The organism is Clostridium paridis (genome assembly GCF_016765615.1).
GTDB lineage: Bacteria > Bacillota > Clostridia > Clostridiales > Clostridiaceae > Clostridium_T > Clostridium_T paridis.
The window spans coordinates 779,058-803,471 of record NZ_JAESWA010000022.1 but is presented as its reverse complement, the minus strand read 5'-3'; the positions used below and the strand labels follow the sequence as shown (position 1 = coordinate 803,471).

Sequence of the window (24,414 nt, the reverse complement as noted above, 5' to 3'; positions counted from 1 at the left end):
GTATGGAAAAGGATATGATACAAGAGCTTCTGGAGAAAATACAAGAATGTAAAGTGGAAATAGCTAAAGGTATAGTAGGCCAAAAGGATATAGTAAATGGAGTTTTAATAGGGCTCTTTTCTGGAGGCAATGTGCTATTAGAAGGGGTTCCTGGACTAGGTAAAACTCAATTAGTTAAAACTCTTTCTAAAGTATTGAATCTTTCATTTTCAAGAATACAATTTACACCAGATCTAATGCCTGCTGATGTAATTGGAACCAATATAATTATTAATGAAGATGGAAAAAACCAGTTTGAATTTCAGAAAGGGCCAGTATTTACTAACTTGCTTTTAGCAGATGAAATTAATAGGGCTACACCAAAGACTCAATCAGCATTATTAGAAGCAATGCAGGAAAAAACCGTAACAGTAGCCAATGAAACATATAAACTACAAGAGCCATTTATGGTGTTGGCAACTCAAAATCCTATTGAAATGGAAGGAACATATCCTCTGCCAGAGGCTCAACTAGATAGATTTCTTTTTAAACTTCAAGTAAGTTTTCCTACATTAGAAGAACTTATGGAAATAATGGATATAACAGTTACTAATAGGGATATTAGGTTAGAAGAGATACTCACATTAAAGGACATAATGGAAATAAGATCTATTGTAAAGGAAGTTCCTATGGCGGAAGGGGTAAAAGAATATGCTTTGAAAATCATACTAGCTACTCATCCAGAATTAGATGAAGCACCGGAATATGTTAAGAAGTATATTTCAGTAGGGTCAAGTCCAAGAGGAGCTCAAGGGATTTTTATTGCAGCAAGAGTTTTAGCTTTTATGGATGGGAGATACAATGTTAGTTTTCAAGATGTTAAAGATGTAGCGTATCCAATATTGAGACATAGAATTATATTGAATTTTGAAGGTGTTTCAGAAGGAATTACAACTGATATGGTTATAGATAAGATTATAGAAGAAGTAAAGGTTATTTAATATGAGAGATGACTTATTTAATGAAGAATTTTTTAAACAACTTCAAAATTTAAAGTTAATCTTAAAAACACCTATAAGCTCAGGCTTTACAGGCGGGAGAAGGTCAAGAGAAAAAGGTATCAGTGTAGAGTTCTCAGACTATAGAGAATACTCTCCTGGGGATGATTTTCGAAGAGTTGATTGGAATGCTTATGGAAGATTCAATAGACTATATTTGAAGTTATTTATGGAGGAGAAAGAAGCAATATTTAATATATTTGTTGATACAAGCAAGTCAATGGATTATGGAGTGTTTAATAAAGGAGAGCTTGCACTAAAATTATCGGTAGCATTAAGTTATATGATATTAAATTATAATGACAGAGTTAAAATACATGAGATTTCAGAACGTATTAACTATGGAAAAGTTAATGCCTCGGGGAAGTTAGGTATTAGTAAGATACTAAATGAATTAAAAGATATAGATTTTAAAGGAAGATCATCATTATTTGATAGCATTAAAAGGGCTGATATTTTTGGAAGAGGAGTTAGCATAATAATATCTGATTTTTATAATATGGATACCTTGAAGGATGCTTTAATTTATTTAAGACATAAAAAACAAGAAGTTATTCTAATTCAAATACTTTCAAAAGAAGAATTAGAGCCCTCTATAAGAGGTGATTTAAAATTAAAAAATATAGAAGATATTGCGGAAAATTTAGATATAAGCATTTATGGTAAGGCTTTAAATTTATATAAGGAAAAACTAAAAGATTTTAAAGAAGAAGTTCAAAGAATTTCTAAAAAATATGGAGCAAAGTATATATTTACATCTTCAGAAAATTCATTAGAAAAAATTATATTTAAAGAGCTTGCAATCAAAGGTGTAATTAACAGGGGATAGGAGGGATAACATGAGCCTAGGTAGATTATGGCCTTTAGTATTTTCTTTAGCCTTAGTAGGAATTATTCTACTTTATATGCTTAAGCAAAAAAGAAAAAGTGAAGATGTTCCATCTTTAATATTATGGAAAGAAGTATATAGAAATATTAAGGCTAAATCCCCTTGGGAAAAGCTAAGAAAGAATATTCTAATGATATTGCAACTAATAATAGTGGCATTACTTATTTTTTCTCTTCTAGAACCAATTACACTTTTAGGTGGGAAGGAATTTAGAAATTTAATTATTGTTTTTGATATAACTGGGAGTATGAAAGCTAAGGTTCAAGAAAAATCTAAATTTGAGCTTGCGCAAGAAGAAATGGAAAAGCTAATTTCTTCTACAAAGGAAGGTGCAAATGTAACAATATTAACAAGTGGGAAATATAGTAAGGTTGAACTATCAAATGAAAAAAATAAAAGTGTAATATTAGATAAAATTAAAACTTTATCACCAGAAGATACCACAGGGAAAATAGAAGATTCTCTCTCATTAGTCAAAAGTTTATGCAATGCACAAGAGGGAAGTGAGGTTGTATTTTTGACTGATAAGGATTTTCCCATTGAAGGGATAAATGGAGATGTTATTAATTTATCTTCAAAGGGAAATAATGCATCAGTGGATTTAGTTAGTTATAAGGAAACTGACAAGGGAATATCAGTGATTTCAAAGATTACAAATAGGGGAGCTTACGAGTATAAAGGTGATTTCTCTTTATATGGAGATGATAAATTATTAGCAGTTAAAGAGATCAATCTTTCTAAGGATGAAAGCAAGGTTTTAACCTTTGAATTAGAAAGTAAAAATATAAGCATTTTAAAGGGGGAATTATCTGAAAAAGATGCAATATCAGAAGATAATACTTATTACTCATTTGTAAAAAGAGAAAAGAATCAAAAAGTTTTATTGCTATCAGAGAAAAATTTATTTATGGAAAAAGCATTGAAAACTGTTAAAGGAATTGAGGTATCAAAAGTAGATTCTCTTCAAAATTATAACCCAAAGGATGAATATGATATATATATTTTTGATGGAGTAATTCCTGATAAACTTCCTGAGAAAGGAAATATAATATTTATTAATGCTCCTTCCAATGAATTTTTTAAGGTAGCCAATGAGGTAGAAGGTGGAAATGGAAATGCAAAAATAGATACGCCATTAACGGATAAAATTAAGAACTTAAAGTTTGGAGTAAAGAGTATAAATCAGATACAGAAGGAAGGATACTTAAAAGGATTCTTATCAATAAAAGATAGAGAGGAAGCTTTTTATGGAGAAAAAGATGGCAGAAAGATAATAGCTATTCCTTTCAAATTAAGCGATAGTGATATTGTGCTTAAACCAGAATTCCCTATAATGGTTCATAATTTTATTAACTATTTAAGTTTAGGTGGAATATTAAGCTCAGGAGAATTTTCTGCTGGGGAAAGTGTGCCTTTAAATCCTAATATTGATGGAGGAGATATTAACATAACAAATCCTGAAGGGAAAGAGAAAAGTATGCCAATTAGATTTCCAATGAAAGAGTTTGAAGAAACCAATGAAGTTGGTATATATAAAGTTACTCAGGATATTAAAGGTGAGAAAAAAGAGGAGAAGTTTGGAGTTAATTTTCCATCAATCGAGGAATCTGATGTAACAGAAGAGGGAAGTGAAAAGGGAGATAATAAAGAATTTAAAGTTAGAGGAGGACGAAATCTAACTGAATACATGGTTATACTTTCATTAATTGTTCTAATGATAGAATGGTTTATTTATACCAAAAAGAATTAGGAGGTGAAAGAGTGTCAATTGAAGTATTAAGGCCTATTTATCTAATATTAATACCTATACTTGTGATATTTATTATTTACTTAGGCAAAAGCATAATTGAGGACAAGAGAAGAAAAAGATTAATTATTATCATAAGATGTGTTATTGCTATACTTTTAACTCTTTCGCTGGTAAATATTACGGTGAATAAAATAACAAAAGACACTTCAACGATTTTCTTGCTAGATTTATCTCATTCAAATGAGGAGTTTAAAGAAAATGGACAAGATTTTATTAAAAAGACTCTAAAAGAAATGGGAACAAGCGACTATGCAGGAATAGTGGTGTTTGGACAAGATGCAAAGGTTGAAAAATTTGTGTCAAAGAGTAAGACAATTAACACTATAGAAAGTAAGCCAATAGCTTCAGCAACAAATATTGAAAATGCAATTAATACAGGAATATCACTTTTCCCATCAGATAAAGCAAAAAGATTTGTTTTGATTACAGATGGAGAAGAGAATATAGGAAAGCTTGAAAAAACTATTCCTTCTTTAAATGAACAAAATATTGATATGAAGGTATATAAGGTAGAAAAAAGCTTTAAAAAAGAAGTTTATGTGGATAGTTTAAAACTTCCAGACAAAATAAATATTGGAGACGAATTTTCCATTGGCGTAGGGATTTATTCTAACATACAAACTAAAACAAAGGTTTACCTATATGAGGGTAGCACATTAAAAGCTCAAAGTGAAGTTTCACTCACCAAAGGAATGAATAACTTTACATTTAAAGATATTCAAAAATCAGGAGGAGTTAAGAATTATAAGGTTGTAATTGACCCTGCTGAGGATACAGAAGTCAAAAATAATGAATATATAGGGTATACAAATGTACTGACTAGAGAAAAGGTATTTATAGCCGAAGGGAAAAAGGGACAAGGAGATAATATTGCAAACATATTAACTTCACTTGGATATTCTTACGATAGAGGACTTGGTACAGAACTCCCAGGTGCACTAAAGGATATGTTAGCATATAAAGGAATTATATCAGTAGATATTCATGGAGAGGATTTTCCAAAAGGATTTAAAGATTCACTAGATAGCTATGTTAAAGAATATGGTGGAGCATTTATTGCTACAGGTGGTGAAGACTCCTATGCATTAGGAGAGTATACCAATACTCCATTAGAAAAAGTACTTCCAGTAAATATGGATATGAGGGGAAAAAAAGAAATACCTAAAATGAGCATTACATTAGTAATTGATCATTCAGGAAGCATGGGAGGCGGAAGCGGAGAGGTTTCTAAATTAACTTTGGCAAAAGAAGCTGCTCAAAAAGCAGCAGATACCTTGAGAGAAAATGATGAAATTGGAGTAATAGCATTTGATCAAAGTTACTCTTGGGTTGTTAAGGGTGAAAAAGGAAGTAATAAAGAAGTTGTTAAAGATAAGATTGGTCAGATACAAGTAAATGGTGGAACAAGTATTTATCCAGCACTTAAAGAAGCCTACGAATACGAAAAGAACTCTGACGCAAAGATAAAACATATAATTCTTTTGACAGATGGTCAAGATGGTTTTAGACAATATGATGATATTATAGATGGCCTAGGAAAAAATAATATAACATTATCAACAGTATCTGTAGGAGAAGATGCTGATACAAAGTTATTACAATCATTAGCAGAGTCTGGAAAAGGAAGAAGTTATCATACTGATATTTATACAGATCTGCCAAGGATATTTGCAAAAGAAATTTTTATGGCTTCAAAAGCATATCTAAATAATAGAGAATTTACCCCTAAGCTTGTAAATTCACATGAGGTTTTAGATGGGGTTATAAATGACGGCAAAATTCCTAATCTTCTAGGATATATTGGTACTTCACCCAAGGAAAATGCTACAGTAGTATTTAATTCTGATGAAGATGATCCTATTTTAGCTCTTTGGCAATATGGGTTAGGAAGAAGTGTTGCCTGGACTTCAGATGTTACAGGAAAATGGGATGCTAATTATACTAATTGGGATGGATATAAGAAGTTATGGGGAAATATCTTGAATTGGTCATTAGAGGATTATACTAGCGGGGAAAGCAATTTAAATATTTCTGTGCAAGGAAATGAAGCTCATATTGAGTATAAGTCAAATTCCGTTAAGGATAATACTAAATTAAGCGGAATATATACTAAAAGTGATGGTACACAAGGGGATTTCAACCTAGATATTAAAGCTCCAGGAGTCTATGAGAAGAATATTTCACTAGATGAGAGCAGCTTTTATTCAGTAAGTGTTAGAGAAGAAAATGACGGTAAGATTACATCAGTAAAAAATGGAGTAATAGCCTTACAATATTCACTAGAGTATAAGCTTATGGGAGATACAGGAGCATTAGATTCTCTTGTAGAAGGTACAAATGGTAAGTTTATTAAATTACCTAAAGATATATTTAATGGTGAAATAAAGAAGGTTAAAGGTGGAATAAATTTATCGTTGCCTCTTACAATACTAGCACTAATATTATTAATGCTTGAAATAGCTTATAGACGATTAGATTTGAATATTACTTTACCTAAATTTATTAATAGGATCCATTTTAAGAAAAAAGTAAAAAAAGCACCACTAAAAAAAGAGAGAAATTTAGCAGAAAGTAAAATAGAAATTATCCCGAAGGTTTTAGAGAACAATCAAGCTCCAAAGGAAAAAGTTAAAAAAGACAAGGTAAAGAAAAATGAAAGAGCAAAATTAAACACTGAATTATTACTAAAGAAAAAGAAAGATAGAAGTAATGAATAAAATCTCCATAAAAGAAAAAGATAAATATAGTAAATTGGAGGTGAATTTATGGCAAAGAAAGATCAAGAATCTTCATGGAATAGTAAAAGATTTAAGGAACCAAAAAAGAATACAGTAACACCTGTACCAGAAATTCAAGGTAAAGAGAAGACTAAAGAATAATGAGTAGTGTGTTTGGATATAATTACCAAACACACTACTTTTTTGTGACTTATAATTAACAATATCTTCATAGAATCTTATTAGTATTTACATATTTCGATTTTCGTAAAATGCTATAATTTAATAAATAGTTGATTTTACGTATATTAAAATGAGGTGATTACATTGGATGTTAATAGTGTTATGAACAATTATACCATGTCTTCTTTATGGAAGAATATTAATCCAAGTTCAAATACTGTATCAGCTACAGTACCACTAATTGAAAATGTTGATTCAAGTGTTAATAATAGCTATCTAAAGAATAATTATTTCGGTGGAACAACAGATTCGGAATTAACAAATATTTACAAGCAAGTCGAACCTAATTACGGTATCCCCTTGGAATATAGTAAGTCAGGTGATTTAAGTATTCCAAAGGATGTGGCACCAAGTACAAATGGTGGAACATTAGAAGATTCAAATATACTATCACTTCTTCAGAGTAATTCTCCTAATGGTGATCCTATAGATACTAATATCTTAGGACAATATGAATCAATAGAAAATGGTACTTATAAAAATTCTGTTTCAAGTATATTAAGTACAAATCCCTATGCTATGTATAGCAGTGTGGATACCCTTACTTCAGGAACGTCAGATAACTCAGGTAACTACATAAACTTTAATGTATAACATATTTTAATAAGTAACTAAGATATAAGAAATATTTTCTCGTATTTTAGTTGCTTTTTTCTCGATTTTGTCAAAAATAAATGAATGTGTAAATTATCATGATATAATACATAGGTATAAAGAAAATATTTATTAATAAATGGAGGCAATAACAATGGGATTAAGCGCTGATAATATTATAATAGCCTTGGTTGCTATAGTATTTTTATTTTTAGCAATAAAATTTATAAAAGGAGTAATAAAAGGAATCATAGTAGTATTATTGATATTAACCTTAGGTGTAAGTGCTTATAATATTTTTATTACAAAAAAATCTATAGGCTATGAAATAAACAGATATAAGACAGATTATACATATTTTAAAAGTATTAGCTCAATTTCTTCGCATGCAGCAGAAAATATAGATGCTATTAAAGAAGGAAAGAATATCAAAGAAAATACCGATGAACTTATAATACTTAAAAACCATGCAGAGACCTTGGAACATAGTAGTGAAATAAATGGGATACATAATAATTATATTAAAGGATTAGACACTGTAATAACTGCCGCTAAAGGATATAAAACTGCTAATGATGCCAAAGAGCAAGCAGATAAGTTACAAGAGGCCTCAAACAAACTAAATATAAGTTTAAAGGATATATTAAGTGGACAATAAAAACTTTTAGCAATTCAAGAATTATGATTACAATAGATTGCAGTTTTATTAATTTTGGGAATTTGGTATAATTTTAATATTATTTAAGAAAAGGAAGATGAAGATGAAAGATAATTTTTTTGTTAAAACTCATGGCTTGGGGAATGAATACATAGTTTTGGAAGAAGATAGAATTGATTTCACTCTTACTGATAGGGCTATTAAAAGAATTTGTAATGTTAATTTTGGTATAGGTTCTGATGGAATTTTACTTAAAGTAAAATCAGAAAAAGCTGATTTTGGATTAAGAATATATAATCCAGATGGTTCAGAAGCTGAAAAAAGTGGTAATGGTTTAAGAATATTTTGCAAGTATATTTATGACTATGGTTTTACCAATAATGAAGTTTTTACGGTTGAGACAAAAGGCGGAATAGTTAAGGCTAATATTGTTGAAACATCTAATTCAAAGGCTAAATTAATTACAGTCGATATGGGGAAAGCAATTTTTAAAGCTGGTGATATTCCTACAAACTTTAAAAGTGAAGAAGTTATAGGTGAAAAAATAACGCTTAACAATAAGGAATTTGAAATAAATTGTGTTTCCTTAGGAAACCCACATTGTGTAATAATAAAAGATGAATTAGATATGGATGAAATAAAAGCATTCGGACCATTAATAGAAAATTATAAAGAGTTTCCAAATAGAATTAATACTCAATTTGCAAAAGTTATTTCTAAGGATGAAGCTCAAATACTAATATGGGAAAGAGGCGCTGGATTTACGCTAGCTTCAGGAAGTTCTTCTTGTGCAGTTGCATCTGTTTTAAGAAAAAGAGGATTAGTAAATGATAAAGTTAAAATTAAGATGCTAGGTGGAGAGCTAATTATTGAAATTGATGACACCTGGAATGTAAGGATGACAGGAGAAGTTAGAGAAATCGCAAAAGGAAATTTAAGTTCAGAGCTTGTTGAAGACTTAAATAAATAGTATATATAATAAATTAAAGAATTTAAATGTTACTTAGATGTAATATGATTTTTGCAATATATATAGTGATGGGAAAGAACTATGAAAATAGTCTTTCCCACTTTTTGTATAAGAAAATTAATTACTTATTTATCAGCAATTTTTACAACTAGTTTAGCTAGCGTATTTCTGTCATTTTCATCAGCAGCATCCCACAATTCTTTAAGAAGTCTTTCCTCGTGATTTCTTGGATCAACATTATTTGAAAGAAATGTGCCTACTTTTTCAGCAACTCCAGTAATAGTTTTATCAGAAAGTCCAACAGTTTCACCAGCATCAACAGCTTTACCTAAGGTAGCTTTCCAAGAATCCCAATCTTTTAATGTATCCATGTTATAAAACCTCCCTAAACTATTATTTACTCTATTAGTATTTATATTTTTTAAGTAAACTATGTAAAAATAAACCCTTGATAAATGTTAAATATAAAGGTATAATTAACAAAAAAGTAAATATTTTTTGAGATAGAGGCGCGATGTTTATGAGTACCATTACGGAGGTAAGCACATAGATGTTTTGGAAAAGGAACCATCGCCGAAGTGTATAGCTAATGCTTTAAGGCTATATTGCTGGTTTTGTATAAAATATATGCAAGACTGTCACAAGTTTTTTGTGGAGTGCTATACATGGAAATTTATTCGATTAAATAAATTAAGAATAATTTAACCTTGGTATTCTCCAAGGTTTTATTTTTTGCTATTTTTAGGAGGTATGTTATGTCAGTTCAAGGAGTTTTTGTCCCATTAATTACACCATTTAAAAATGATGAATTAGATTTAATATCATATAGGAGAATGGTAGAGTATTATTTAGCTAAAGGTGTTAGCGGTTTTATGCCATTAGGAACAACAGGAGAAAGTCCAACTATTGAGGATAAGGAATATGAAACTATTGTAGAAAAAACAATGGAATATGTTAATAATAAAGTTCCAGTATATTTTGGATTAGGTGGAAACAATACTAAAAAAGTAAAAGAAAAACTAAAGGTTGTAGAAAAATATAATGTAGATGGTATATTATCAGTTTCACCATATTATTCTAGACCTGATCAAAGGGGAATATATGAACATTTTAAGAGTATTTCTGAAGCAACTGATTTAGATATAATTTTATATAATATTCCATATAGAACAGGTAGAAATATTGAAAATAGTACTATTTATAAATTAGCTGAAATAAAAAATATTGTAGGAATAAAAGATGCATCAGGAGATATAAAGCAAACAACAGATCTTCTTATTAATCCTCCAAAGGATTTTTCAATTTTGACTGGTGAAGATAGCTTTTTCTATACTACACTAACCCTTGGAGGTCATGGTGGAATATTGGCCTCATCTCATATTCACACTGAAAGTTTTATAGAGGTATATAATAAGGTTAAAGAAAATAACCATGAAGAAGCTTTGAAGATATGGAAAGAACTATACCAATTTGTCCCTATGCTATTTGCAGAACCAAATCCAGCACCACTTAAATATATCTTAAATAAGATAGGATTAATTGAATCCCCAGAACTAAGACTTCCACTTACTGAAATAAGTGATGAATTAAAAGTAAAATTAAATGAAATTTTAGAATTAAAATAAAAAAAATATTTTTAAGAAGAGCAAAAAAATAAAATTTATTGCTCTCCTTTTTTTTACTCAATTACCTCTAAGTTATTATTTTATTATTCTTAAATTTGCTCAAAATAATGATGAGGTGATTATATGAAAAAGTTTATTTCAGTAATATTAAGTTTTTCAATTTTAAGTTTTACTGTAATAGGTTGTCAAAAAGGAACTTCACCAATTAAACCGCAAGTAGTTCCTAATCAATCTGGCGGAAATGATACAACAGGAGACACAACAGGTACAACTGGAGAGCAGAATAATACAAATGGTACATTGAATCAACCTAATACAAATCCAGGGGATGGAAATGTACAAAATACAAATCCTCCAAACTCAAATAATAATCCAAAACCTCCAACTAACAATAATATTCCTGAAGGAACTAACCCATCAGGAAGCCCTAATACACCTAACAGCGGAAACCCAGGTGTTACCACTGGAGATGTTGTAAATGATATATTAACTAATACAAATGCTGAAAGAACAAAGCAAGGACTACAACCACTTAAGCTTAATGCAGGTGTGTCAAAACTAGCAGCAATGAAAGCTAGAGATATGTATGATAAAAACTATTTTTCTCATACATCACCAACTTATGGAGATCCAGGACAAATGCTTACTAATAATGGATTTAAATATGCAACTATGGGTGAGAATATATATACATCTACAGGAATGACACCAAATGGTGCATATACTGTTACTCAATGGATGAATTCTCCAGGACATAGAGCAAATATACTTAACAGTGCATTTAAAGAAATCGGAATAGGAATATATTATAGTAATGGTAGATACTATGCTACTCAAATGTTCTATACACCTCAATAGAAAAAGGAAGACTCAAAGTTTTCAAACTAATAGAGGTATTTAATAATATATTTTTAGCTAAAAGTAAAAGACAGATAGAAATATCTGTTTTTTACTTTTTATAAAATATATTAGGTAATTTGTGGTATAATCTTATAAATATTATTATCTAAGGAGGGAATTGCATGAGTGAAAGAAACGTAGTTTTATATATAGCAATGAGTTTAGATGGCTATATAGCAACAAAAGAAGATGATATTAGCTGGCTGTCACAAGTTGAAGTAGATGGTGAAGACTATGGATATGCAAAGTTTATAGACAGAATAGATACTGTAATAATGGGCAGAAAGACATATGATAAAGTATGTTCTTTTGGTATTGAGTTTCCTCATAAAGATAAAAAGTGCTATATAATTTCTAGAAAGAAAAAAGAATCTAATGAGGTTGAATACTACTCAGGAGATATAAAGAAGCTTATAGAAGAATTGAAAAACAAAGCTGGAAAAGATATTTTTGTTGACGGAGGAGCTGAAGTAGTAAATGAGATTCTTAGGGAAAATCTTTTTGATGAATATATTATATCTATAATTCCAATATTATTGGGGGATGGAAAGAGACTATTCCAAGATGGGTGTCCAACTAAAGAAGTTCAATATGTAGAAAGTAAGTCTTATTCTTCAGGGTTAGTTCAAGTACATTATAAAAGTAGATAAATAAAAATAACCTAAGGTTATCTTTTAGGTTATTTCTCTAGTCAATAGTTTCTAAACACTCATTTATAAGTTCAGAAGAATATTTAATTTGAACTTCCACAATTTTCACTCCTTTCAGTATCCTACAGACTATTCTATCACTTATAAATAAATTATCAACCAATATTTAGATATTTTAACATTCTTATCAAAAAATAATAATGAAGAAGGGAAAAGTATGAACAATATATATGATATATTAGATAATTTGAATATTACTTATGATGAGTATAAGCATGAAGCAGTATTCACAGTGGCTGAAACTAAGGATATACCAATGAAAATTCCTGGGCAGCATTGTAAGAATTTGTTTTTAAAAAATAGAAAAGGAGATCAGTATTATTTACTTATAGCTGATGATAGTAAAAGGGTGGATATAAAACATATAACCAAAGAGATAAATGAGAAGTCACTTTCTTTTGCATCAGAAGAAAAATTAAAGTCAATACTTAGACTAACACCTGGATCAGTAACTCCCTTTGGATTAATAAATGATATAGACAAACATGTGAAGGTGCTATTAGATAAAGATTTAGGATTATGTAATTATATAACATTTCACCCAAATGTAAACACTTCTACGCTACTTTTAAGTTATAATGATTTTATTAAATTTTTAGAATATTGTGGTAATGAATTTACGTATGTAAATATTACTTAGTGGAGGATTTATGGATATTAGAGTAATTATTGTATTAGTAATGAATTTTATCATTACATTAATTGGGACTTTAGGATACTCAGTAAGACTTGTGGGAGTAAGAACTGGTAAAATTGCAATTTCATTTGCTCTCTTCAATATAGTTATGCTAGTTTCTAGAATTGCCGTTTCTATTCAAACACCTGTTTTAACAAGTTATGTAGAATTTAGTACAAATAGCTTTGAGGTACTCAAGGTATTTTATATAATAATTGTGATTTCAACAATAGCTACAATTGTAGGTGCATTCCTTATTCCTACTTTTCAAAAGATATTGGCTAAAGGTGTAATCGCATTTTCAGCAGATAAATCAGTTTCTAAAATAGTACTACATGGCTTTTCAAAAGCTGGGGTTAGGCATATAAAAAATTCAATTGCAATACCAGTTAAGGAGAGTGTAACAAGTATTGAGTTTAAAAAGTTACCTAAAAAATTATTACTTACTAATGCAATAATAGTAGCTATTTCCACTGCTGGAGCACTATCACCAATTTATGCAGGTATGTTAGCACCAAGTTATGGGAGAACTTGTCTTGCATTAGCTGGTATTATTAATGGAATTGCTACACTGCTATTGACTATGTTTACTGATCCACATTTATCAATAATGACAGATGACGTTATTGATGGGAGAAAATCGCCAGAAGAATTTAGAACTTGTGTCATTGGAATGGTAGGAAGTAAAGCTATTGGAACATTAATGTCAGTTGCATTACTAGTTCCAGCAGCATATATTATTGTTTTTGTAGCAGGAATAATAAAAGGTTAGGTGAAATTATGAAATTTGCTATAGTTTCAGATATTCATGGAAATATAAAGGCGCTAGAAGCATTTATAAAATATATAGATGATAAAAGTATTGAGAAAATACTTAACCTTGGAGATATTTTGGCTGGTGAATATCCTAAAGAAGTATTTGAGAAGGTTTTTAGTGATAAAAGATTTATAAATATTAGAGGGAATCATGAAAATAAGTTGTCAGCATACCTATATGAGCAATATGGGGGAGAAATAATAAGAAAATTAAATAAGTTAGAATTAAAAAAGATAATAGATATAAATGGTAAAAATTTTTTAATGGTACATTCTAGAGAAACTTCTAATACAGATATACCTCTTTTATATAATGGAGAATCTTTAGAAAAATTTTTAAAAGATTACGATGATTCTGTAGATTATGTTTTAATTGGTCATACTCATTTACCATTAATGGTAACAAGTTATGGAGAAAAAACAATCATAAATCCTGGTTCACTAGGATTGACTATCGACGGATATGCTTACTTTTGTATTGGAGAATTTACAAATGAAGAAATATCCTTTAATTTTAAAAAAATAAAAGTTTAAATATAAAATAATTTAGATAAAATAGGAATTTAATTTGAAAAATTAACCACACTATTAATGTAGATATAGGGTTTAAGTTCAACTAATAATTTATTTATGGAAGAATAAATTAAGCTACCTATAGAAACCCTGTATATAGTACATTAAGGGGTGAGTTTTTTGAAAAACAAATTAATCCTCATATTAATAATACTTTTACTAAGTTTAATTCCTATTGCAGTTATGATTAACTATAAAAAAGAAAATGAAGTGATTAATAATGAAGAAGCTCAAGAAATTTTTTGGCCCTTTGAGAATATAGAAAAGAGAAACAAAGTTCTAAATGAAGAAAATGAATTCAATTACAAAGAAATATTAGTACAAAAGAGAACTTTAAAAGAAAATATTGATAGGGCTTGGGAACAAAAATTAAATAATAGAAGTAAATCTAGAGAATTATTAAATAAATATATTAATGATTTAGCTGAACAGGTTAAAAAAGGGTTGATATCTAATAATGATGCGAAAAATCAAATAGATAAAACTAAGAAAGAAGAAGAAGAGTACTGGGAGAATTCAAGCAAGTATATTGAAGCTAGTTTAAAAGAAATTGAATCTAAAATGGATTTAAAGCAAAAAGAAATAGATGTTCTTAAGGGGGAACTAGATACTTTAATTGATTCTGAGAAGAAAAAAGAAGTAGATATAAAAGCAAAGGAATATATTGAAGCGTTAAAAGACGAAAATGAACTATTAAAGAATAAGGAGGTTATTATAAAAAAAGGTGGAGAATTACCAAGTATTTTTAATTAATTATAGAAGAGGAAGAATAAATGAATGTAATAGAAGATATACAAAGAATGCCTAAAATTGAATTGCATCTACACTTGGATGGAAGCACAAGAAAAGAGACAATATGGGAACTGCTTAATGAATTAGGTGAAAATCCGTTCAGCAGCTATGAAGAATTAAATAATATATTGAGTATTGATGGTAAGTGTGAATCACTAAAAGAATATTTAGAAGCATTTTATTTCCCCGTAAAGGTAATGCAGACAAAAGAGGTTTTAACAAGAGTAAGTGAAGAGCTGGCTCAAGATCTTGCAAAAGAGGGAGTTATCTATAGTGAAATAAGATTCGCACCATATTTCCACCAGCAAAAAGGTTTAAGTATAGAAGAAGTTATAGAAGCTGTTTTAAAAGGACTTTCCAAAGGGGAGAGGAAATATAAAGTTAAAAGTAGGTTAATCATATGCACCATGAGAGGTTTTCCTATTGAAAAAAATATAGATTTAGTTAAAAGAGCAGCTGCTTTTTTAAACAAAGGTGTTGTTGCTATAGATTTGGCAGGGAATGAACATGATTTTCCACCTGAAGAAAGCAAAGAAGTTTTCAAACTCGCAAAAAGTTTAGGTTTTCATATAACTGTGCATGCGGGAGAAACGGGTAAGGAAGAAAATATAGAAAAAGCAATAAATATATTGGGAGCTGAGAGAATTGGACATGGAGTGTTTGCATATAAGAATCCTAATATATTAAAGCTTATTAAAGAAAAAAGTGTTTTCCTTGAAATGTGTCCAACCAGTAATTTAAATACTAATGCAGTAAAAAGTCTACTAGAACATCCTATAAAAACATATTATGACAATGGGTTAAAAGTTACTATAAATACTGATAATAGAACAGTTTCTAATGTGAGCTTATCAAGTGAAATAAATAATATAATTGATAAATTAGGATTTTCTATTGAAGATCTTGAGAGGATTACTCATTATGCAGTTGAAGCAGCATTTTGCAGTAGTGAGGATAAAGAGTGGTTAAAAAATATAGTTGAAAATTATTATAATAAATAGAATTAAGTAATTAGTTCAAAAATGTTTTTTAATTGTTAAATTTATAATGAATAATTGTATAACAATATGATAAAAATATCAAAGGAACTAATAAAACATAGCTTTGCCATAAGCCTGTTATAAGTATCCTCATTAAACTCCTGGTATCAGGGGTTTTTTTTCTTTAGAAAATAAATGCTTTTTTTATAAATAACTTTAAGTTAATATAATATATAGAAAAGTTTAAATTAAGGAGGAGTTATTTTGAAGGAACTTAAGAATTCAGAAAAAATAAGTGAAACATTAGGTTTTATGGTATCAGCATGTATAGAACAACTAAAAGATGAGAAAGATGTAATAGCTAACCTATCAAATATTTCATCATTTATTAAATTTTATATGGATAGATGTAATTGGGCAGGATTTTATCTATTTAAAGAAAATGAATTAGTTCTAGGACCATTTCAAGGATTGCCAGCCTGCATAAGAATTCCATTAGGAAAGGGTGTATGTGGAACAGCCGCATTAGAAAAGAGAACCTTAAGAATTGAAAATGTACATGAGTTTCCAGGACATATTGCTTGTGATGCTGCATCAAACTCAGAAATAGTAATTCCAATAATGAAAAATGGTGAAATTTATGGAGTTTTAGATATAGATAGTCCAGAGTTATCTAGATTTACTGAACTAGAGGAAGAATATCTTACTAAGCTAGTAAAGGAAATTGAAAAATATATTTAGGAGATGAGAAGTTTTGGATAGAGAAGAAATATTTAATAGAGATCCTATTATACTATTAAGTATGGTTAATATGAAATTGAGAGATTTTTATAGTTCTCTAGATAATTATTGTTATGAAGAAGAAATAGATCAAAATGCGTTAATAGAGAGATTAAAGGAAGCTGGATACGAGTATAATTCCAGTAGAAATGCATTTGTATAAAATTTTTTTGAAATAATGGAAAAAAATATTTGAATATATAAATATATTATGGTATATTTTTCTTGACCTAAAAATGAGACTCTTTCTATCTAGCAATTTGGATAGGAAGGGTTTTTAATTTTTAAGATTTGGAAGGAGTTGTTAAGGTGTGACCGTGAATGCATTTGTTCAGCTAGTAAATGTTTCAAAGAGGTTTGAAGGAGATAAGAAGTTAGTTCTTGATAACCTAAATCTAACAATTAATCAAGGAGAGTTTCTAACGATGTTAGGACCTAGTGGGTGTGGGAAAACCACAACACTAAGAATAATTGCAGGTTTTGAGAGACCTACCAATGGAGATGTTATAATTCAAGATGAAAATGTAACATTAAAAGATCCAAATGAAAGATGTGTAAATACTGTATTCCAAAACTATGCACTTTTTCCTCATATGAATATTTATGATAATATTGCCTTTGGTCTTAGAATGAAGAAGGTAAAGAGTGAGGAAATAGATGAGAAAGTTAAAAAAATGCTTAAAATGGTTAAAATGGAGGAATACATAAATAGGATGCCTTCAGAATTAAGTGGAGGGCAAAAGCAAAGAATTGCAATAGCCAGAGCGGTTATTAATAATCCTAAAGTATTATTGTTAGATGAGCCATTAGGAGCTCTAGATCTTAAACTTCGTAAACAGATGCAGTTTGAACTAAAGCATTTGCAAAAAGAGTTAGGGATAACATTTATTTTTGTTACACATGATCAAGAAGAAGCATTAACAATGTCAGATAGAATAATAGTAATGAATGAAGGAGTTGTAGAACAAATAGGAACTCCTTATGAAATATATGAAAAACCATCAACAAAATTTGTAGCAGACTTTATTGGAGAGGCAAATATTTTAGAAGCTATAGTTAAAGAATTAAAAGATGACCAAGCAGTACTATCAATTAATACTGGTGAAGACGTATTAATAGAGAATAAAAATTATGAGGTTAACGAAAAGTTATTTTTAGCTATAAGACCAGAAAAATTAAGCCTATCCAATTCTGAAAATAAACTTATGTCTTTAAAGGTAGCATATAAAGAAAAAGTTTATACTGGTGTAACTCAAAGAACCATAGTTACTCTTGAGAGTGGACAAGAAATACAAGTTCTAGAATCAACAGAAGATAACTTTGATTTTGACAATGAAACTAATGTATATGTTACTTGGAAGCAAGATAATCTAGTGGTGATGAAGTCATGATAAGGAAAAGAAGAATTAATATTGGTGCACTTGCTACATTAAGTCCAGTAACTTTTTGGATGATAATTTTTTTCTTAATACCCGCTATCTCAATTCTTGTTATTAGTTTCTGTGTTAGAGGTGAGGTAGGAGACATACAGTATAAATTTACTTTAGATAACTATAGAAAGTTATTTAATCCACTTTATATAAAAATATTCATCAACTCCTTAATGATTGCAGTTTCATCAACAGCTTTGTGTTTGATTTTTGGATATCCATTTGCTTATATAATTGCTAGAGCGCACAAGAAGGTAAAACCTATACTTGTTATGCTTGTTATATTACCATTTTGGACTAATTCCTTAGTAAGAACTTATGCGATGATTATATTGCTCAGATCAGAAGGAATATTAAATACTATTTTATTAAAATTGCATATTATAAACGCACCTATAGAGATTATGTATACCAATGTTGCAGTAATGATAGGGATGATTTATATGATGATACCATTTATGGTGCTTCCGCTTTATTCGTCAATTGAGAAGGTTGACGAGTCGTATATTGAAGCTGCAAGAGACCTAGGTGCAAGCAAAACCAGTACTTTTATAAATGTTATTTTACCATTAACTAGGGCAGGTATAGCTTCAGGTAGCCTATTAGTATTTATACCAACCTTAGGATTATTCTTTATAAGTGATCTAATGGGAGGAAGTAAGGTTGTTTTAATGAGTAATCTTATTAAAAATCAATTCCTGACAGCAAGAAATTGGCCATTAGGTTCGGCTATTTCAGTAGTACTAATAGCAGTAATGCTAATTTTTATGGCTTTATCAAGACGTGGCAGTGGTGAGTCCATAAGAAAAGAGGTGCTATAGATGAAGAAAAATAGGGGTGGAATTCTTAAAATACTTTACGGACTACTTATGTATTCATTCTTATATATACCTATTATAGTCTTAATAGCTTTTTCTTTTAATGAATCAAAACTTAATGTAACTTGGACAGGCTTTACCTTAAAGTGGTATAGAAGTTTGCTAGAGAATCAAGGAATACTTGTAGCAACTAAAAATAGTTTTATTATTGCATTGGTAAGTTCAGTGTTTGCAGTAATTATAGGAACCTTGGCAGCTGTAGGCATGTACAAATATAAATTTAAAGGAAGAAGTCTTTTAGAAGGCTTATTATATATTCCAGTTATTATACCTGAAATAGTTTTAGGTATATCACTACTTACATTTTTCTCATATACAGGAATACCGCTTGGTATGGTAACACTAATACTTGCACATATAACATTTTCAATAGCTTATGTAGTAAGTACAGTAAAAACAAGGTTAGATGATTTTGATAAATCAGTTGAAGAGGCAGCAAGGGATTTAGGAGCTACAGAAACTCAAACTTTTTTCAAAATCACCCTTCCAATAATAATGCCAGGAGTTATGGCAGGAGCACTTTTATCTTTTACATTATCATTAGATGATATGATAATAAGCTTTTTTGCAGCAGGACCAGAAAGTGTCACCTTGCCACTTAAGATATTCTCAATGGTGAAATTTGGAGTAACTCCAGAGATAAATGCACTATCAACGCTTATGCTTTTATTTACGTTGATTATAATCTTATTATCTGCATTGCTTAGAAATAATCAAATAAATATGAAAAAGGTTGGAGCAATACTTTTAAGTATTACAGTATGTGTGTTATTTATAAGTGGAGGAATACTTAAGTTTGTTAAAGGACCAAGTGAAGAAAAAAGAGAACTAAATGTATTTAACTGGTCAGAGTATTTACCACAGTCAGTTATAGATAAGTTCGAAGAAAGATATAATTGTAAGGTGAATTATAGTACCTTCTCCTCAAATGAAGAAATGCTTGCGAAGATTATGGCAGGAGGATCCAATTATGATCTTGCTGTAGCCTCAGATTATATGGTGGAAATTCTAAAAAAACAAAATTTAATCGAGCCGATTAATAAGAATAAATTATCTAATATAGGTAACTTAGGAGATGAATTTATGAATCTTCCTTTTGATAGAGGAAATGAATATTCTATTCCATATATGTGGCTAGCAGGAATCATAGGAGTAGACTCTTCAAAGGTTGATCCAAGTACAATAACAAGCTATGATGATTTATGGAAACCAGAGTTTAAAAATTCTCTAGTAGTATTGGACGATGAGAGAGTAATCATTGGTTTGACATTAAAGTCTTTAGGTTATTCATTAAACGAAACTTCACCTGAAGCACTTGAAAAAGCTAAAGAGAAATTAATTAAATTAAAGCCTAATATAAAGGCCTACGATAGTGATTCACCTAAAACTATGCTAATAAATGGTGAAGCAAAAGCCATATTTGCTTGGGGGGCTGAAAGCAGTTTAGCCAAAAGAGAAAATAAAAATATTCAAATGGTATTGCCTAAGGAGGGGTTATTTTTACAACAAGATAACTTTGTTATTCCTAAAGGAGCTAAAAATAATGATTTAGCACATGAATTTATAAACTTTATTTTGGAACCAGAAATAAGTGCTGAAATATCAGAGGCATTTCCATATGGAAATCCAAATAAGGCAGCCTACCCTTTAATTGACCCAGACATAATAGCAGATAAAGCAGTATATCCTCCTAGTGAAGAAGTTAAAAAAGGAGAATATCTAAAAGATATTGGAGATAAAATTAAGATTTTTGATGATATTTGGACATCAGTAAAACAAGAAAATTAACTTTTCATTGAATTACACTTATTTCATATTTATAATAGAAATAAGTAAAATAGATGGGAAGTGATCTTTTTGGCACTAAAAAATAAAGGAAAAGCAACTATACTATCATTAGCAGTAGCAGCATTAATTGCATCATTAATAAAAGATAAAAAATCTAATGAGGATAAGTTATAAAACATATTGACTTTAGAAATTCATTATTATAATATAAATATAAAGAGAATATTTAAATCCTTTGATAAGGAAGAGTAGTTATAATAAATTGTTAAAGAGAGTTGAGGATGGTGTAATCTCAACACAAGAGGTTATAATGAATGGGCCTTTGAGGAATAAGGTGAAATCCTGTGAGAGTAGCTGAATCGTAGTTTCTACGTTAAGAGAAATAAGGTATGTTAGTACCTGATTTAAGTGGCGTTTTATACGCAATTTAGGTGGCACCACGGATTTAATCTCCGTCCTATTAATATAATAGGACGGAGTTTTTTTATTCTTTTTTATTATCAATAAAGGGCTATTTTAAAAATTATTTATTAAGGGGGCGTTCATAATGAACACAAAAAAATTAACATTAAATGCAATTCTTTTAGCAATAGGCTTAATGCTACATCAATTTACACCGGCTTTAGGATTTCCAATGCAACCGGATTTTGCTTTAGCAACATTATTTATAATAATGATGATAAATAAGGATTTTAAAACTGTATTAACAGCTGGAATAATAACTGGAATATTTACTGCTTTAACAACAAAATTCCCAGGAGGACAAATTCCTAATATTATTGATAAAGTAGTAACTGTTACTATAGTTTATGGTTTGCTAAGTTTAATAAGAAATAGATTAAATAAAAATATTGTACTAGCATTAATACTTCCAATAGGAACATTAATTAGTGGAACTATATTTTTAACAGCTGCTTTATATATTGTGGGATTACCTGCTCCATTTAATGCTTTATTTATTACAGTAGTTTTACCAGCTACAGTTATAAATTTAGTTGCAGGGCTTGTATTATTCAAAATATTTGATGCATCTTTAAGAAGAAGTGGTGCTGCTAAATCATTTGATTTGTAAGATCATAATTTTAATCTTATGAAAAAAGGCTGGAGAAAAATTTCTCCAGCCTTTTCATTTGTAACACATGTTACTGATAAATATATATAAAGTGTTTATAATAAGAACATACTAGAAAAAATGAAAGAGGTTGAAAAAATGAGTTTATTTTTAGGAAAGATACATTACTGGCTATTTAATAAAATTACATGGTTTGAGGGTATAGAAGAAGAAATTCAAAATATGCTTGAAAACAAAGGCTATAAAGTAGATGATTGGATAGCAGATATATACAATAAGTATGGGGAACCAACAGAAAAGAAACCATTAGAAGATATGATAGATACATCTAACATTCATGGATGGCTACAAGAAAAAATAACTTCTGCTGAGAGCAGACAGGCAGCTTTAATTACTAAGGGCGTTAAGGAAATTGGAGATTCTTTCTTAGAATCAGTAAAAGAAATTTACATAGAAAAAGGAAAGAAGAACGCAGACGAATATTTAAATGAAGGAAATAGTATAGAATCACCAGCAGAAGCATTTACAGCAGTTAATAATTTTATACTTGATGGTATGCCTTGTGATAGAGTAAATGAAATAGTAGAAAATTCAGAAGAACATATTGTATGGCAATCAACAATGGATATTCATGGACAATACTGGAATGTTGTAGGTGGAAATGTAAATAGTTTTTATGAATTAAGAGATGAATGGATAAAAGCTTTCGTAGAAAATTTAAGAGTAGATTATAAATTTAATAAAATTTCTGAAGACACAAGAGAAATTTCACTTTAATAAGTAGGACATATACATATCGAAATACAATTATAAAATTTGTATTAGATTATGTATATGTTCATTTTTTATTTCATAAATTCCTTTGTCTGCATATTATATAGAGATATAACTTAGGATAAAGGAGTGATAGGATATGTTAAGTAAGGGAAGTATCATAAGCGGAGATGCTGGACATAATGCTTATCCGGATACTGGTGCTATCGGTATAAGGATTGAAGATAATTGTACTAAAGATGTTTGGAAGGCAATAATGCTTAAATTAAGTGACTTAGGATATGTGGTGAAAGATTGTACACCTTGGGATCAAAAATTTACTTCAGTAAATGGTTCACTAGGATTTAGGGTAAAAGAAGCTAATAGTAGTGGTTCGGCTCTTCATTTATGTATACATTTTAATATAGGTGGAGGAGCTGGAGTGGAAGCTTGGATATCTGGAAGAGGTGGTCAAGCAGAAGCTTATGCAAATGAAATATGCAGTGAGATGAATAAAATAGGATATTATAATAGAGGTGTGAAAGTTGGAAATCTTTTTATTCCGAAATATACTTCTATGCCATGCGTTCTTGTTGAGTGTGCTTTTTTGGATTCTAAGGAAGATATGAATAGATATAATGTTAATTCAATTGCAAATGCAATAGTTAAGGCTGTAACTGGAAGTACTTCTAATGCTAATTATGATCCTTCAGGTTCAAATCCTTCAACACCAACACCTCCATCAACACCTGGTGATTCAGGGAATACAAGTAATTATACGCCAAATGCAAAAGTTAGATATGATTGGTTGTATGTAAGAGATGCTAAAGGAGAAATTATTCCAAATAGAAGAGTGGATATTGGAGACAAGATAAAAGTTTTAGATGTATCTTATTCTAGACAACTTGCATATATAATTTATCCTACGCCAACTGGAAGTAGATATGCATATGTTAGTGTTGGAAGTTGGATTCAATATTTAAATCCATATAATGCTACTATTCTACAAGATTTAGATGTTTATTCAAATGCAAATGGGAGTGTAATTGGTAGAGTATTCAAAAATGAAAAAGTAACAATTTTAGAAGAACAAAATTCGTGGTTAAACATTGTTTATACAACAGATAAAGGTGAGTTTACAAAGTCAGGGTGGGTTAAAAAAGAATCAGTTAAAATTTAGTTAATAAAATAATTAAGGTGACTATAATATGAACTATAGTCACCTATTAAATATAAACCTCAATGAAATACATGTTAAGAAAATAATAGTTAGGGTTTATCTCTTTATTTAGAGCATCTATACTATGCTGAGAAATAAGTGGATCACCAAGTTTATTAAAAGAAGTAACAATTGCAGAATGAAAAATAAAATTATTTTTCTTTTGGAAGAAAACTAAGTTTCCTGGGGCTGCTTCACTTTTATCAATTATTTTCCCCTTAGGTCCTTTCAGATTACGTCTATAGTTTTCCAGTAGTAGCCAGTATAAGCCATGAGCTGTAGCCCAAGATATGGAATAGTCATTTTTATTTCTATAGTACCATAAAGGATTATTAAAATTCATGGGTGAGCCGGCATAATGAATACTTTGAGAAACAAAATTAGCACAGTCACTTCCTCCAGAATACATATTACCTAAGTAGCTGAAGGTTTTATTATGATAAAGGGCATATTCATAGGCATAATCAACTATTTTCATCCTATCAACTTCTATCATACTGTCTC

The 24,414-nt window shown here is 29.6% G+C and carries 25 protein-coding genes, 1 riboswitch and 1 other annotated feature; of the genes, 23 read left to right on the top strand and 2 right to left on the bottom strand.

What is annotated here, in order from left to right; genetic code table 11:
* The first annotated feature begins 2 nt into the window (after positions 1–2).
* The 7 genes from JK634_RS11760 to dapF all read left to right on the top strand — a co-directional run bounded on the left by JK634_RS11760 (position 3) and on the right by dapF (position 8,918).
* Positions 3–980 (top strand): AAA family ATPase, encoded by a 978-nt coding sequence (locus tag JK634_RS11760; protein WP_202767836.1) that lies wholly within the window; start codon positions 3–5, stop codon positions 978–980.
* Between the two features lies 1 nt (position 981).
* Positions 982–1,866 (top strand): DUF58 domain-containing protein, encoded by an 885-nt coding sequence (locus JK634_RS11755; protein ID WP_202767835.1) that lies wholly within the window; start codon positions 982–984, stop codon positions 1,864–1,866.
* 10 nt (positions 1,867–1,876) lie between these two features.
* The gene (locus JK634_RS11750) at positions 1,877–3,676 is read left to right on the top strand and encodes a vWA domain-containing protein (protein ID WP_202767834.1); all 1,800 of its coding nucleotides are present in this window, start codon (positions 1,877–1,879) and stop codon (positions 3,674–3,676) included.
* An 11-nt stretch (positions 3,677–3,687) separates the two neighbouring features.
* Positions 3,688–6,453 carry a VWA domain-containing protein gene (locus JK634_RS11745; protein WP_202767833.1) on the top strand — a complete coding sequence of 922 codons (2,766 nt, stop codon included), beginning with the start codon at positions 3,688–3,690 and terminating at the stop codon, positions 6,451–6,453.
* A gap of 327 nt (positions 6,454–6,780) precedes the next feature.
* Positions 6,781–7,290, top strand: coding sequence for a hypothetical protein (locus JK634_RS11740; RefSeq protein WP_202767832.1), 510 nt, complete (start codon positions 6,781–6,783; stop codon positions 7,288–7,290).
* Between the two features lie 154 nt (positions 7,291–7,444).
* Complete coding sequence (locus JK634_RS11735; RefSeq protein ID WP_202767831.1) at positions 7,445–7,948, top strand: hypothetical protein; 504 nt, start codon at positions 7,445–7,447, stop codon at positions 7,946–7,948.
* Positions 7,949–8,051: 103 nt separating this feature from the next.
* Positions 8,052–8,918 (top strand): diaminopimelate epimerase, encoded by an 867-nt coding sequence (gene dapF / locus JK634_RS11730; RefSeq protein ID WP_202767830.1) that lies wholly within the window; start codon positions 8,052–8,054, stop codon positions 8,916–8,918.
* A 125-nt stretch (positions 8,919–9,043) separates the two neighbouring features.
* On the opposite strand, the gene JK634_RS11725 is transcribed toward dapF, so the two are convergent.
* Entirely contained in the window at positions 9,044–9,289 is a 246-nt protein-coding gene (locus JK634_RS11725; RefSeq protein ID WP_202767829.1) for a DUF3243 domain-containing protein, read from the bottom strand.
* Positions 9,290–9,414: 125 nt separating this feature from the next.
* A riboswitch (Lysine riboswitch) is annotated at positions 9,415–9,588 on the top strand.
* Positions 9,589–9,673: 85 nt separating this feature from the next.
* On the opposite strand from JK634_RS11725, the gene dapA reads away from it, so the two are divergent.
* From dapA to JK634_RS11645, 16 genes are all read left to right on the top strand, one after another.
* On the top strand, positions 9,674–10,543 hold the full coding sequence (dapA, locus tag JK634_RS11720; RefSeq protein ID WP_202767828.1) for a 4-hydroxy-tetrahydrodipicolinate synthase: 870 nt from the start codon (positions 9,674–9,676) through the stop codon (positions 10,541–10,543).
* A gap of 123 nt (positions 10,544–10,666) precedes the next feature.
* Complete coding sequence (locus JK634_RS11715) at positions 10,667–11,401, top strand: CAP domain-containing protein (protein WP_202767827.1); 735 nt, start codon at positions 10,667–10,669, stop codon at positions 11,399–11,401.
* Between the two features lie 164 nt (positions 11,402–11,565).
* A complete protein-coding gene (locus tag JK634_RS11710) occupies positions 11,566–12,093 on the top strand; it encodes a dihydrofolate reductase family protein (RefSeq protein WP_202767826.1) in 528 nt (175 codons plus the stop codon).
* 217 nt (positions 12,094–12,310) lie between these two features.
* Positions 12,311–12,793: a prolyl-tRNA synthetase associated domain-containing protein gene (locus JK634_RS11705; RefSeq protein WP_202767825.1), complete on the top strand. Its 483-nt coding sequence runs from the start codon at positions 12,311–12,313 to the stop codon at positions 12,791–12,793.
* Positions 12,794–12,803: 10 nt separating this feature from the next.
* Positions 12,804–13,601 (top strand): lipid II flippase family protein, encoded by a 798-nt coding sequence (locus JK634_RS11700; protein WP_202767824.1) that lies wholly within the window; start codon positions 12,804–12,806, stop codon positions 13,599–13,601.
* 8 nt (positions 13,602–13,609) lie between these two features.
* A complete protein-coding gene (locus JK634_RS11695) occupies positions 13,610–14,179 on the top strand; it encodes a metallophosphoesterase family protein (RefSeq protein WP_202767823.1) in 570 nt (189 codons plus the stop codon).
* 159 nt (positions 14,180–14,338) lie between these two features.
* Positions 14,339–14,971, top strand: a complete 633-nt coding sequence (locus tag JK634_RS11690; protein WP_202767822.1) for a hypothetical protein — start codon at positions 14,339–14,341, stop codon at positions 14,969–14,971.
* Between the two features lie 20 nt (positions 14,972–14,991).
* Positions 14,992–16,011, top strand: a complete 1,020-nt coding sequence (gene add, locus JK634_RS11685; protein WP_202767821.1) for an adenosine deaminase — start codon at positions 14,992–14,994, stop codon at positions 16,009–16,011.
* A 291-nt stretch (positions 16,012–16,302) separates the two neighbouring features.
* Positions 16,303–16,731: a GAF domain-containing protein gene (locus tag JK634_RS11680; protein ID WP_202768119.1), complete on the top strand. Its 429-nt coding sequence runs from the start codon at positions 16,303–16,305 to the stop codon at positions 16,729–16,731.
* Positions 16,732–16,744: 13 nt separating this feature from the next.
* A complete protein-coding gene (locus JK634_RS11675) occupies positions 16,745–16,933 on the top strand; it encodes a DUF4250 domain-containing protein (RefSeq protein WP_202767820.1) in 189 nt (62 codons plus the stop codon).
* Between the two features lie 148 nt (positions 16,934–17,081).
* Positions 17,082–18,161 (top strand): polyamine ABC transporter ATP-binding protein, encoded by a 1,080-nt coding sequence (locus JK634_RS11670; RefSeq protein WP_202767819.1) that lies wholly within the window; start codon positions 17,082–17,084, stop codon positions 18,159–18,161.
* Positions 18,158–19,021 (top strand): ABC transporter permease, encoded by an 864-nt coding sequence (locus JK634_RS11665; protein WP_202767818.1) that lies wholly within the window; start codon positions 18,158–18,160, stop codon positions 19,019–19,021. Before JK634_RS11670 ends, JK634_RS11665 begins: the two co-directional genes overlap by 4 nt.
* Positions 19,022–20,866 carry an extracellular solute-binding protein gene (locus JK634_RS11660; RefSeq protein WP_202767817.1) on the top strand — a complete coding sequence of 615 codons (1,845 nt, stop codon included), beginning with the start codon at positions 19,022–19,024 and terminating at the stop codon, positions 20,864–20,866.
* Positions 20,867–21,092: 226 nt separating this feature from the next.
* Positions 21,093–21,329: a binding site (T-box leader), on the top strand.
* Positions 21,330–21,413: 84 nt separating this feature from the next.
* Entirely contained in the window at positions 21,414–21,938 is a 525-nt protein-coding gene (locus JK634_RS11655) for a tryptophan transporter (RefSeq protein WP_202767816.1), read from the top strand.
* 138 nt (positions 21,939–22,076) lie between these two features.
* A complete protein-coding gene (locus tag JK634_RS11650) occupies positions 22,077–22,715 on the top strand; it encodes a hypothetical protein (protein WP_202767815.1) in 639 nt (212 codons plus the stop codon).
* A 136-nt stretch (positions 22,716–22,851) separates the two neighbouring features.
* Positions 22,852–23,871: an N-acetylmuramoyl-L-alanine amidase gene (locus JK634_RS11645; RefSeq protein ID WP_202767814.1), complete on the top strand. Its 1,020-nt coding sequence runs from the start codon at positions 22,852–22,854 to the stop codon at positions 23,869–23,871.
* Positions 23,872–23,917: 46 nt separating this feature from the next.
* Here JK634_RS11645 and JK634_RS11640 read toward each other — a convergent pair whose 3' ends face one another.
* On the bottom strand, positions 23,918–24,406 hold the full coding sequence (locus tag JK634_RS11640; protein WP_202767813.1) for an amidase domain-containing protein: 489 nt from the start codon (positions 24,404–24,406) through the stop codon (positions 23,918–23,920).
* Between the last annotated feature and the right edge of the window lie 8 nt (positions 24,407–24,414).